13 protein-coding genes are annotated in these 12,223 nt (G+C 67.7%); 5 read left to right on the forward strand and 8 right to left on the reverse strand.

Going from position 1 to position 12,223, the window contains the following annotated elements:
- Positions 1 to 5: 5 nt before the first annotated feature.
- Together PWF70_RS03040 and PWF70_RS03045 are read left to right on the forward strand one after the other, a co-directional pair.
- A complete protein-coding gene (locus PWF70_RS03040) occupies positions 6 to 623 on the forward strand; it encodes a DUF47 domain-containing protein (protein WP_006358077.1) in 618 nt (205 codons plus the stop codon).
- 7 nt (positions 624 to 630) lie between these two features.
- Complete coding sequence (locus PWF70_RS03045) at positions 631 to 1,617, forward strand: inorganic phosphate transporter (protein WP_006358076.1); 987 nt, start codon at positions 631 to 633, stop codon at positions 1,615 to 1,617.
- Positions 1,618 to 1,620: 3 nt separating this feature from the next.
- Here PWF70_RS03045 and PWF70_RS03050 read toward each other — a convergent pair whose 3' ends face one another.
- From PWF70_RS03050 to PWF70_RS03085, 8 genes are all read right to left on the reverse strand, one after another.
- Complete coding sequence (locus PWF70_RS03050) at positions 1,621 to 2,811, reverse strand: sensor histidine kinase (RefSeq protein ID WP_006358075.1); 1,191 nt, start codon at positions 2,809 to 2,811, stop codon at positions 1,621 to 1,623.
- Positions 2,812 to 2,944: 133 nt separating this feature from the next.
- The gene (locus tag PWF70_RS03055; protein ID WP_006358074.1) at positions 2,945 to 4,510 is read right to left on the reverse strand and encodes a polyamine aminopropyltransferase; all 1,566 of its coding nucleotides are present in this window, start codon (positions 4,508 to 4,510) and stop codon (positions 2,945 to 2,947) included.
- A 13-nt stretch (positions 4,511 to 4,523) separates the two neighbouring features.
- A complete protein-coding gene (locus PWF70_RS03060) occupies positions 4,524 to 4,949 on the reverse strand; it encodes a DUF350 domain-containing protein (RefSeq protein ID WP_006358073.1) in 426 nt (141 codons plus the stop codon).
- Positions 4,950 to 5,018: 69 nt separating this feature from the next.
- Positions 5,019 to 5,579 carry a DUF4247 domain-containing protein gene (locus tag PWF70_RS03065; RefSeq protein ID WP_006358072.1) on the reverse strand — a complete coding sequence of 187 codons (561 nt, stop codon included), beginning with the start codon at positions 5,577 to 5,579 and terminating at the stop codon, positions 5,019 to 5,021.
- Positions 5,576 to 6,121: a DUF2617 family protein gene (locus tag PWF70_RS03070; protein WP_006358071.1), complete on the reverse strand. Its 546-nt coding sequence runs from the start codon at positions 6,119 to 6,121 to the stop codon at positions 5,576 to 5,578. The genes PWF70_RS03065 and PWF70_RS03070 overlap by 4 nt, the downstream gene beginning before the upstream one ends.
- A 22-nt stretch (positions 6,122 to 6,143) precedes the next feature.
- Positions 6,144 to 6,779, reverse strand: coding sequence for a DUF4178 domain-containing protein (locus tag PWF70_RS03075; protein ID WP_035754916.1), 636 nt, complete (start codon positions 6,777 to 6,779; stop codon positions 6,144 to 6,146).
- Between the two features lie 174 nt (positions 6,780 to 6,953).
- Positions 6,954 to 8,993, reverse strand: coding sequence for a phenylacetic acid degradation bifunctional protein PaaZ (gene paaZ / locus PWF70_RS03080; protein ID WP_035754915.1), 2,040 nt, complete (start codon positions 8,991 to 8,993; stop codon positions 6,954 to 6,956).
- Between the two features lie 80 nt (positions 8,994 to 9,073).
- Positions 9,074 to 9,685, reverse strand: coding sequence for a TetR/AcrR family transcriptional regulator (locus PWF70_RS03085; RefSeq protein WP_035754951.1), 612 nt, complete (start codon positions 9,683 to 9,685; stop codon positions 9,074 to 9,076).
- A 113-nt stretch (positions 9,686 to 9,798) separates the two neighbouring features.
- Here PWF70_RS03085 and PWF70_RS03090 point away from each other — a divergent pair, with 113 nt between their 5' ends.
- The 3 genes from PWF70_RS03090 to PWF70_RS03100 are packed head-to-tail and all read left to right on the forward strand — an operon-like array spanning position 9,799 to position 12,166.
- Positions 9,799 to 10,530, forward strand: a complete 732-nt coding sequence (locus tag PWF70_RS03090; RefSeq protein WP_286352828.1) for an enoyl-CoA hydratase/isomerase family protein — start codon at positions 9,799 to 9,801, stop codon at positions 10,528 to 10,530.
- A complete protein-coding gene (locus PWF70_RS03095; protein WP_035754914.1) occupies positions 10,527 to 11,390 on the forward strand; it encodes a 3-hydroxyacyl-CoA dehydrogenase family protein in 864 nt (287 codons plus the stop codon). The genes PWF70_RS03090 and PWF70_RS03095 overlap by 4 nt, the downstream gene beginning before the upstream one ends.
- Positions 11,387 to 12,166, forward strand: a complete 780-nt coding sequence (locus PWF70_RS03100) for an enoyl-CoA hydratase-related protein (RefSeq protein ID WP_006358065.1) — start codon at positions 11,387 to 11,389, stop codon at positions 12,164 to 12,166. The genes PWF70_RS03095 and PWF70_RS03100 overlap by 4 nt, the downstream gene beginning before the upstream one ends.
- The last annotated feature ends 57 nt before the right edge of the window (positions 12,167 to 12,223 follow it).

Raw genomic sequence — 12,223 nt, forward strand, 5'->3', positions numbered from 1 at the left:
TCACTGTGTTCTCCCGGTTCAAACCCAAGAACGATCTCTTCTACGGGTTGTTCACGTCCTCGGCCCAGTGCCTGGCGGATGGGACCAAGACCCTCACCGGCCTGCTGGAGCCCGAACCGGACTTCGAGGGGATCGCGCGCCGGATGGTCGACCTCGAACACGACTGCGACCGCATCACCCACGAGATGTTCCGCACGGTCAACTCGAGCTTCATCACGCCGTTCGACCGCTCCGACATCTACGTCCTCGGTTCGAGCCTGGACGACGTCATGGACCACATCGAGGCCGCGACCCACCTCATGGCCCTCTACGGAGTCACCGAGCTCCCGCAACACCTGCGCGAGATGATCGAGATCCTCGACACCTCGGCGAGCGTGACCGCCGACGCGATGCCGCGACTCGCCGGAATGAAGGACCTCGAGCGGTACTGGATCGAGATCAACGCGCTCGAGAACCGCGCCGACCACACCTACCGGACCTTCCTGGCCTACCTGTTCGACGGACACCTCGACGCGCTGACCGTGATGAAGCTCAAGGACGTGGCCGACGAGCTCGAGGACGCCGCCGATTCCTTCGAGAAGGTCGCCAACATCGTCGAGACCATCGTCCTCAAGGAGTCGTGACACACCCGTGTTCGCACTTCTCGTGGTGATCGGTCTTGCCATGGCCTTCACGTTCACCAACGGTTTCCACGACTCTGCCAACGCGATCGCGACCTCGGTGTCGACCCGCGCCCTGACGCTGCGCGCGGCGCTGGCGATGGCCGCCGTCGGCAACCTGATCGGCTCCTTCTTCGGTGCCAAGGTGGCCAGCACCGTCGGCTCGGGGATCATCGACCTCAAAGCGGGACCCGACGCGCTGATGCTCGTCGGCTGCGCCCTCATCGGTGCCATCACCTGGAACCTCATCACCTGGTGGTTCGGCCTGCCGTCGTCGTCCTCGCACGCGCTGATCGGCGGCATGGTGGGCGCGGCCATGGTCGCGGGGGTCACCGTGCTCTGGGCCGGCGTCGTGGAGAAGATCCTGCTGCCGATGGTGCTGTCGCCGCTTGCCGGCTTCGCGCTGGGCGCCGCGGCGATGCTCGCGATCATGTGGCTTTTCCGCAACGCCTCGCCGGCGATCACCGGCCGGCGATTCCGGCACGCACAGACCGTGTCGGCCGCGATGATGGCGTTCGGCCACGGCATGCAGGACGCGGCCAAGACGATGGGCATCGTGGTTCTCGCACTCGTCGTCGCCGGATACCAGGACGACTACTCGATTCCGCTGTGGTGTTTCCTGCTCACCGCCGTGGTCCTGGCCATCGGTACCGCCACCGGCGGCATGCGGATCATGCGCACCCTCGGCCGCAAGATCATCGAACTCGACCCGCCGCAGGGCTTCGCCGCCGAGGCCACCGCCGCCTCGGTGCTCTACGTCGCCTCGGCCGGCCTGGGTGCACCCATCTCGACCACCCACGTGATCTCCTCGGCGATCATGGGCGTGGGGTCGACCAAGCGCACCAGCGCCGTGCGGTGGGGCACCGCGGGCAACATGGCCGCCGCCTGGGTGACCACCTTCCCTGCGGCCGCCGCTTTCGCCGCCGCCACGTTCCTGCTCGCGAAGATGGTCTTCTAGCTCTCAGGGTCGGATGCCCGCCCGGAACTTCGGTACCCGCATGCCCACCTTGGTGCCGGCACCCACGGCCGTCTCGACCACCAGTCCGTAGTCGTTGCCGAACGCGGCGCGGAGGCGATGGTCGACGTTGGTGAGCCCGACGTGCGCGCCCTCGCTGTGGTCCAACGCGTCGAGCGCGCCGCTGCGCAGGAGTTCGGGATCCATGCCGACGCCGTCGTCCTCGACGGTGATGACGCAGTCGGTGCCCTCGTCGGCCGCGGTGATGGTGATGGTGCCGCCACCCTTCGACGCGAGTCCGTGACGGACCGCGTTCTCCACGAGCGGCTGAAGCGCGAGGAACGGTACGACGACGTTCAGGACCTCCGGCGCGACGTGCAGCCTCACGTCGAGTGAGTTGCCGAAGCGGGCGCGTTCGAGGGTGAGGTAGCGGTCAATGTTGCGCAGTTCGTCGGCCAGCACGGTGTACTCGCCGCTCGCGCGGAACGAGTAGCGCGTGAAATCGGCGAAGTCGAGCACGAGTTCGCGGGCTCGGTCGGGGTCGGTGCGGACGAACGAGGCGATCGTGTTGAGGGCGTTGTAGATGAAGTGCGGGCTGATCTGCGCGCGGAGCGCGAGCACCTCCGCCCGGTCGAGGCGGGCGCGGGAGGCGTCGAGTTCGGCCAGTTCGATCTGGCTCGAGACGTAGCGGGCCACCTCGGCGACGGCACCGAGCATGCCCGGGCCAGGCCGGCGGGTCGTGGCGACGACGAGGACGCCGACACTGGCGTCGCCGGCGACGAGAGGCTGGGCGATGAGGGCCCGCACCGGCGACTCCGCGCCGCACGGGTCGGAGACCAGGACCCGACGCTGGTCGCCGGTCGCCGAAGCCGCTGCCCTGGCGGCCTCGCGCAGCATGTCGGGGTCCCAGATCTCGTCGTCGTCCGGGTCGTGGGCGAGCCGCCGCGGCTCGTCGTCGAACAGGGCGACGGCCTCGGCGGAGGTCAGCGTGCGCAGATGGGGGAGGGCTTCGGCCGCCGACTCCTCGGTGAGTCCGGTGCGCAGCGATCGCGCCGCCAATGACGCGGTGTGCAGCGCCATGTGCACCGTGCGTTCGGTGGGGGTGGTGACCTGACGCCGCGTCCGGACCAACGCGACGAGGCCGAGCACCATGACCAGCAGCAGGATCGACCCGATGATGGCCACGTCGCTCGACATGGTGTCACCCTAGTTGACACCATCGGTCACAAGCGGTGTCTTCGGTTGACGCCGCCGCTGGAACCGGGTGCGTGAGATGTCGCGAATCGTGTTGCCGCGCGCGACGATACGCGACATCTACGACGTGAACCGTTCAGTAGATCGCCCACTCGCCCTGTGCGTATCGCAGGATGCGCGGGTCCATCAGGGTCGACGGTGGCAGGTCGAGCGGTTGCCGATCGAGCGAGAAGACGGTCGCCGCGGTCAGCTGCTCCGGACTCAGGAATCGCAACGGCCCGGGAGCGTCGACCGTCGGGCTGATCGGCCCGTCGGCACCTGCGAGGTGAAAACCCCAGTCGCCGAATGCCGGGACGTCGACGTGGTACGGCGTGGCCGGCAGTCCGGCCTCCCTCATGGTGGAGGCGATGCACCAGAACGACTTCGGCGCGAAGTACGGCGAACCCGCCTGCACGACGACGCGACCGTGCTCGGCGAGGTGGGCGCGGACGAGTGCGTAGAACTCGGTGGAGTACAGCTTGGCGGTGGCGGAGTCGTCGGGATCGGGCATGTCGACGATGATCACGTCGAAACGTCGGTCCGTCTGACGCAACCAGCTGAAGGCGTCGGCGGTCACCACCTCGGCACGCCGATCGGTCATCGACCCCCGGTTGAGCGAGGTCAGGCGGGAGTCGGTGCGTGCCAGCCGGATCATCTCCGGGTCGAGTTCGACGAGGGTGACGTCGTGCGCGTCGGGGTATCGGAGGACCTCACGCAGCGCGAGGCCGTCGCCGCCGCCGAGCACGAGCACCGACGAGCGCTCACCCGACATCGCGGGATGGACGAGTGCCTCGTGATAGCGGTGCTCGTCGATCGACGAGAACTGCAGGTCGCCGTTCAGGTACAGCCGGGTGTCGGGGCCTGCGCCGGTGGATCGCTCGGTGATCACGATGTCCTGGTAGGCGCTCCGGGCGGCGGCCACGATCGGGTCGCGGTAGAGCGCCTGCCGGGCGGTCACCTCGAAACGGGCGGACAGCATCAATCCGGCCACGAGCGCCGCGACCACCGCCAGCGCTCCGGCGGACAGCAGGGCGAGTTGGCCGCGGCTCAACGACTTCCGGAAGATGACGAATACGAGGAAGCAGCCCGCCGCGGCGTTGACGAGTCCGACCACGAGTGCCCCGCGCAGCTGACCGAACAGCGGCAACAACAGGAACGGGAAGCAGAGACCGCCGAGCAACGCGCCGATGTAGTCGACGGCGAACATGTCCGCGACCGCCGCACCCGGCTCCTGGCGTCGAATCCGTTGCAGCAGCACCATCAGCAACGGGATTTCGGCCCCGATGAGGACGCCGAGGACGAAGGCCACCACGATGAGCGCCGGCGTGTAGAGCTCCAGGTAGGCGAAGGCGGCGTAGAGAGCCATCACCGACAGGCCGCCGAGGAGTGCGAGCAGTAGCTCGATGACCGCGAACGCGGCAACCGAGTGGGGTTGGAGCGGTTTCGCGGCGAGGGAGCCGACCCCCATGGCGAACACCATCACCGCGAGGACGATCGACGCCTGCGTCGCGGTGTTGCCGATCAGGAAGGACCCCAGGGACACCAGCGCCAGCTCGTACACCAGACCGCATGCGGCGCAGACGAACACCACGGCCAGCAGAGCGGACCGCGCGAAACGTGGCCGCGCGGAGAGCGGTTCGGTGGAGGTGTCCGTGAGTGTCACAGGTGGAAAGTGGTCACAGGATGGAGGCGGCGATGATGACGGCGACCCCGATGTGGGCGACGCCCTGCACCCACACCGCCGGATGGCTTTCCGGGTTCACGAGGATCTCGCCGAGCTTGCCGGGGGTGAGCGCGTCGATGACCAGGAACGTCACGCTCATCACGATCAGGCCGATCGCCGAGTAGACCACCGTGTAGGTGAGGCCCTCGAGCAGCCGGCCCTCACTGGCGACGATGGCGGCGGTCACGATGATCGCCACCGCGAAGAGGTTGGAGCCGACCAGGATTCCGGCGTTGCGGTTGCGTTCGGCCCAGAGCTGGTGACGCAGCTTGCCGGGGGTCAGCAGATCGACGATGGCGAACGACAGGATCATCAGGATCACTCCGACACCCGCGTAGGCACCTGCGGCGTAGGCGTTCTCGGTCATGTCAGCGAGCATGGTCATCTCCGTGGGTTCGGGCCGTGGTTTCGGTCTGGGGGGATCGATCGCGAGAACTCTGGAGGGCAGTCATTTGCCGCCACCTCCGCTGCCGCCGCCGCGGTTGCTGCTCCCGCTGCCGGAATAACCCGGCGTCGGAACCCAGAAGGCGCCGACGTAGTTGTGGTACCGGTTGTAGCCCGACCGGTAGTCACGGCTCAGCATCACGCGGGTCTGGTTGGCGGCGTACGGGAACAGGGCGACCAGGTAGTCGGGGTACTGGAGGAACTGGGTGTCCGCGACATTGCCCGTTCCCGACGCGCCGGCGCGCTGATCGGTCGGGCGCTCGGCGTCGCGGATCTCCTCGGCCACCTCGGTGGGCGTTCCCTGCGCCACGTAGGCGTCCACATCGCCCTCGTCGAGGGCGATATCGCGTTCGTAGTTCTGCGAGATGTAGTCGCGCGCCGAGCCGCCCAGCCCGCCGCCACGCAGGGCACGCGCACCGCATGCACCGAGCAGCGCGAAGATCGTGATCACCACGATGACGCCGATGATGATGTTGCGGATGCGGTCGAGCCGGCGGCGCGGGTCGGGCTGCGACTGGCCGGGGGACGGGGGTGGGTAGTCGCCGGGAGGGGGCGGATCGGTCATGTGCGCGTCGCTCCGCGGTGGATCACGCTGGTCGTGATGACGACCTCACCGGCCTGCGGGTACGTGTGCCAGGTGTGCCACGAGATCTCCTCGGACGACGAGTCGGAGATGATCGCGGTCACCGCGTGGGGATCGCCGGGGAACACTCCCATCACGCTCGGTTTCCCCGACGTCATCTGTTCGGTGACGCGGACGCCGAGTTGTTCGATCAGCGCGGCCAACTGGTCGTCGGTGGCCCGCTCGACGCGGGAGCTGAAGAGATAGCCGCTCTCCTGGAATGTCTCGGGCAGCGCCGAGGTCACGTCGGGCAGGCACGCGACGGTCTCGCAGATGCGCTGGGCGCCGTCGTCGACGACGACCTGATGGCTCGCCCCCAGCAGACGGACCGACACCGTGATGCCGTCGATCTCACCGTCCTCCTGGGCGAGCGGCTCCTGGAGCGGGGCGTCGAGTGAGAAGCCGAGCTGGCCAGCGCTCGTGTCGGCGTATGCGACGGAGAGTCGGGCGACGGACGCACCGGGTTCGTCGGGCTGTTCTGACATGTGTCTCGCAGTCCTTCGTCGCTCAGATGTTCTGATCAGAGGGGTTGCTGGGGAAGATGCGGTAGTCGGCACGGGTGAGAAGTTCGCCGCGCGCGCATTCCCAGCCGCTGCCGTAGTCCTCGAAGGACAAGCGTTCGTCGCCGGCCTGGTAGTCGTGGTACGCCATCCGGCCCGACGCCGCGACGCCGGTGGTGCCCGCCGAGGTGAACCGGGCGCTGCCGGCCTCCTCGGAGTGGTAGCGGCGGCCGTCGACCTCGACCGTGTCGGGTCCGGGCTCGACGACGACGCCGGACAGTTCATGCCACAGCACGACCTCGAGGTCGGGATCGTCCTCGACCGAAATCCAGGCCTTGGTGCCGAGTCCGGTGTCGAGGAAGTTCTCGGTCCAGACGTATCCGTCCTGGGTCAGCCGCACCGTGCCGCGTACCGCATAGGTCTCGCCTCGTAACTCCACGAGGTCGCCCGGTTTCAGTTGGCGCGGGTCGCCGTAGACGGAGTCGTCGTCGGCCGAGGAGAACGGATCTCCGGGCCGGTACGTGCGGTTGCGCAGGGCGTCCGCCTCGGCCTGCCGGGCCTTGCGGTTGCCCAGGTAGTTGAAGATGACGACCACCGCGATGATCGCGAGCAGTGCCACGACGATGATCAGCAGGAACTCCACTCCGCCGACCCTAGTCGACCGATGGGTCTCCTGAGGTCACTCGTCGGTGATACGGATGACGAGGGGCTGTGGATGACATCGGTTGGTGCGGAGGTGTCCGTCAGGGCCGTCCGATCTGTGCGACAGCCTCCTCGGTGTCGGGGGGCTGTCCGTAACAGACGGCGATGCGCACGCTCATTGCCGTGCCCCCTTGGCAACAAGGGTCAGGACGTCGTAGGTGGCGACGATGTCGTCGTTCTGGTTGGTCACCAACGCATCCCAGCGCACCTCGCCGTAGTCGGCGCTCGGACGTGGGGTCAGCTCCTTGGCGGTGAGAGTGACGGTGAGGCTGTCGCCTGCCTTGACCGGGGTGAGGAATCGGAGAGTGTCGACGCCGAAGTTGGCCAGCACCGGACCGGGATTCGATTCGACGAACAACCCCGCGGCCAGGGACACCACAAGATAGCCGTGGGCGACGATGCCGCCGAAAAGGGGATTGGCCGCGGCCGCCCGGGCGTCTGTGTGCGCATAGAACGTGTCGCCGGTGAACTCGGCGAAGTGGCTGATGTCGGCGAGCGTCACCTGTCGTGGACCACCGACGACGGTATCCCCGATTCGCAACTCCGCCAGATTTTTCCGGAACGGATGGACATCACCGAGGTGGCGCTGCGACCCGGTGACCCAGCTGTTGCCGACCGCGGCGAGTACATCGGGTGTGCCCTGGACGGCGGTGCGCTGCATATGATGCAGCACGCCGCGGATGCCGCCGAGTTCCTCACCGCCACCGGCGCGACCGGGTCCGCCGTGCACCAGGACCGGCAGAGGAGACCCGTGTCCGGTCGACTCCCGGGCGTCCTCGCTGTTCAGCACCAGTATGCGTCCGTGGTAGGGCGCGAGGCCCAGAACGATCTCCTGTGCCACACCGGAGTCTTTGGTGACCAGCGAGGCCACGAGGCTGCCCTGTCCGCGGGCCGCGAGTGCGATGGCGTCGGCGGTGTCGGCGTAGCCGATGACGGTCGAGACCGGACCGAACGCTTCGATGTCGTGGGGCTCGTCCGCATTGTTTCCGTTGGCGCGCAGCAGGATAGGGGAGATGAAGGCGCCGGACTCGGTGCCGGTGCCGACGGCATCGACGTGTTCGGGGTCGCCGAAGACGATCTCGGCGGACTTGGTGAGACCCCGAACGGAGGTGCGGACCTCTTCGCGTTGCGCGAGACTCGCGAGGGGGCCCATCGTGACCCCGTCGGCACGGGGGTCGCCGACCACGACCCTCGCCAGAAGCGCGCTGGTGGCGTCGATGACGGCATCCACGCGGTTTGCCGGGACGAGGGCGCGCCGGATCGCGGTACACTTCTGGCCGGCCTTCACGGTCATCTCGGTCACGAGTTGCTCTACGAACAGGTCGAATTCGGGATCATCAACGGCAACATCGGGTCCCAGAATCGATGCGTTGAGTGAGTCGGCCTCGGCGGTGAAGCGGGTTCCGGCGGCGACGATGCCCGGGTGTGAGCGCAACAATGCGGCCGTCGCGGCCGAACCGGTGAACGCGACCGTGTCCTGTCCGTCGAGATGATCGAGCAGATCATGTGTGCTGCCGCAGATCAGCTGGATCGATCCCTCGGGCATGATGCCGCTCTCGATGATCCGGCGGACGACGAGCTCGGTCAGGTAGGCGGTTTGACTGGCGGGCTTGATGATCGACGGGACACCCGCGATGAACGCGGGTGCGAGTTTCTCCAGGAAACCCCAGACCGGGAAGTTGAAGGCGTTGATCTGTACGGACACCCCGCGGCGCGGGGTGTAGATGTGTCGTCCGAGGAAGGTGCCGTTTTTGCCGAGTCGTTCCACGTCGCCATCGAGATAGACGCTGTCGTTGGGCAGTTCGCGACGGGCCTTGCTCGCGTAGCTGAGTACCGTGCCGATGCCGCCGTCGATGTCGACCGCTGAATCCCGCGTCGTCGCGCCGGTGGAGGTGGACAGCTCGTAGAACTCCTCTTTGCCCGCCATGAGGGTGAGTCCGAGTTGTTTGAGCAGCCCGGCACGCTCGTGGAAGGTCAGGCTGCGCAATGCGGGGCCGCCGACCGCCCGGGCGTGGGCGACCATCCCCGCCACGTCCAGTCCCGACGACGAGATGCGCGCGACGTCGCTGCCGTCCACCGCGCTCGTCACCACCGTTCCCGCGTCGTCAGCGGTGAACCATCGTCCTTGCGCGTAGCTCTCGAGCAGTCTGGTCACATCAACTCCATCCACCGTACGTTCGGTCGGTTATTACCTTCACCGGGAGGATGACGAGTTGTCAAGAGGGGGTGTGGGCGTCAGCTACGACGGAGGCCGTCGAAGGTCAGTGCGACGACGGCATCGCCGAGCTCGGTGGCCGAGCCGCCGGACCGGGGGCGGTACCACTCGATGAGTGAGTTCACGGTGCCGAAGAGCAGGCGCGCGACCAGTGCGGGGTCGATCTCGGGGTTGAGGTCGCCTTCGTCGGCTGCCGCCGAGACGAGCTCGGAGACGAATGCGTCGAACTCGCGCCGGCGGGCCATCGCGCGGCGTTCGACCGCGGAGTTGCCGCGAACCCGCAACAGCAGGGTGACGTACGGGAGCTCGGCCACCAGAATGTCGACACTGCGTCTGACCAGGTATTCCAGCCGGTCGATGTAGCGACCCTCGGTCGCGCGGGCCTCGACGGTGACAGCGAACAACGCGTTGAGGGCGCGGTTCAACGCCAACTCCAGGAGTTCTTCCTTTCCTGCCACGTGGTGGTAGATCGAGGACTTGCTGATGCCGAGGCGCTCCGCAAGGGCGTCCATGCTGGTGCCGTCGTAGCCCTTGTCGTTGAACACCTTGACCGCCACCGCGAGGAGTGAGTCGAGGTCGTACCCGGGTCGGCCCGGCCGACCGGTCTTGCGGGGGGCGCGAGTGCTGGCCATGTCGATCATCTTGTCATCTCGTCCCGCATGCATCGGTCAGCCGGGCGAGCGTCGGGGTATTGATTACCGACCGAAAGGTTGGTTACTGTTGCGACACCACGGAAGGAGTCCAGATGCCCGATGCGCACACCGTCGAGGTCGAGGAGCGCGATGACCGATTCGTCGTGACGCTTGACCGGCCCGCTCGACGCAACGCCATCAATGCCGCGATGGTCGCCGAACTGCACGACGCGTGCGCCCGGATCGAGCGTGACCCCAAGCCGCTCGTGCTGATGGGCCGCGGTGACGACTTCGCCGGCGGCGCCGACATCGCCGAACTCCGCGACCGTCGCCGCGAGGACGCCCTGGCCGGTATCAACCGGTCGCTGTTCGATCGCGTCGCATCGCTGCCGCTGCCTACGGTCGCCGCGGTGAGCGGCCGCGCCCTCGGTGGGGGCGCGGAGCTGTCCTACGCCTGTGACATCCGGATCGCCACGTCGACCGCGGTGTTCGGCAACCCCGAGCCCGGGCTCGGCATCCTCGCGGCCGCGGGGGCGAGCTACCGGCTGCCGGCCCTGGTCGGCATGTCGGTGGCCAAGCAGGTGCTCCTCGGCGGGCTCACTCTCGACGCGGTGGCCGCGCGGGAGGTCGGGCTCGTTGCGGAGATCGCCGATGATCACGTTGCCGCCGCGCACCGGCTCATCGACCGGATCGTTCGGCAGTCGTCGCTGGCGCTGGGGCTGACCAAGACCATTCTCGATGCGGCGGGGACGCATTCATGGGCCGACGACATCGCGCAGGCGGTTCTTTTCGAGACCGAGGACAAGCAGGAGCGGATGACCGCCTTCCTGGAGAGGAAACGATGACCGAGATTCCCGCACGCGTCGGAGTGGTGGGCGGTGGCCGTATGGGTGCGGGGATCGCGCAGGTGTTCGCGACGCTCGGGTCGGCAGTGACCCTCGTCGAGACCGCCGACCGGCAGGCCGCACTGGACCGCGTCGTGGCCGGGCTGCGTCGTGCAGACGAGCGTGACAAGCTCGACGGTCGAGACGTCGACGAGGTGGCGGGCCGGGTGTCCACGGCCGCCGCGGTTCACGACCTGGCCAGGGACACCGACCTCGTGGTGGAGGCGGTCCCCGAGGTGCCGGCCCTCAAAGTCGCCGTCCTGACGGCCGTCGAGGTTGCGGTGGGGACGCGGACTGTCATCGCCTCCAACACGAGTTCCATCTCCATCGCCGAACTGGGCGCCGCACTCACCGATCCAAGCCGATTCGTCGGTATGCACTTCTTCAACCCCGTGCCGGCCTCGTCCCTGGTGGAGATCGTACGGTCGCCGACGACCTCGACGTCTGCCGTGGAGGTGGTCCGCCGATGGGTGGCCATGCTCGGGAAATCAGAGGTCCTGGTGAATGATTCGCCAGGCTTCGCCACGAGCCGGCTGGGGGTTTGCCTGGGGCTCGAGGCAATTCGGATGCTGGAGGACGGCATCGCGGACGCCGAGTCGATCGACCGCGCGATGGAACTGGGATATCGGCATCCGATGGGCCCGTTGCGTTCCACCGACCTCGTCGGTCTCGACGTGCGTCTGGCCATCGCCGAACACCTCGAAGGCACCTTGGGTGGTCGATTCTCGCCGCCACAGTTGTTGCGTGACAAAGTCGCCCGCGGCCACCTCGGACGTAAGTCCGGCCGCGGGTTCCACGAGTGGGAAGGCTCGACATCATGACCGTGACCATCGACATCGCCGACGGGCTCGCGACCCTGACCCTGGCTCGCGCGCAGGCGAACAACGCACTGGATGCCGCGACCAAGGTCGCCTTCCTGGACGCGGTGGCCGCGGCGGCTGACGACTCGTCCGTCCGGGCAGTCCTCCTCACCGCGGAGGGGAGGAACTTCTGTGTCGGACAGGATCTCGCTGAACATCTCATCGCGCTCGAGTCAGACCCGGCGACCGCGATGAACACGGTGGCCGAGCACTACAACCCGCTGGTGCGTGCCCTGGCGGCGCTGCGGGTGCCGGTGGTGTCAGCGATTCCCGGTGCGTGCGTGGGCGCGGGCTGGGGTCTGGCGCTGGCCACCGACATCCGTATCGCTGGCGGCAAGACCTCGTTCGCGACCGCGTTCAGCGGCATCGCCCTCGCGAGCGATTCTGGCCTCAGTTACTCGCTGGTGCAGCGTCTCGGTGCCGACCGCGCCCGCGCTCTGCTGCTCCTCGGCGAGAAGATCGGTGCGCAACAGGCGTTGGACTGGGGTCTGGTCCACCGGGTCGTCGACGACGAGGACGTCGTCGACGTCGCTCGGGAGATCGCCCGTGCCCTGTCGGAGGGCCCGACCGCGGCCTACCGCGAGATCAAATCGCTCGTGGCCGCATCGGCCGACGGCCTCGACGCCGCACTCGATCGTGAGCTCGACGCGCAGGTCAGGCTGGGCGCCGGCGCCGATCATCGAGCCGCCGTGTCGGCGTTCGTCGCCAAGGATAAGCCGGTCTTCATCGGGTCCTGAGACCGGATCGGTTGTGCCCGGCTCACTGCCATACACACTAATCCCGACTGAACAGTC

It is taken from the genome of Gordonia sp. Swx-4, from assembly GCF_030316175.1.
Taxonomy (GTDB): Bacteria; Actinomycetota; Actinomycetes; order Mycobacteriales; family Mycobacteriaceae; genus Gordonia; species Gordonia alkanivorans.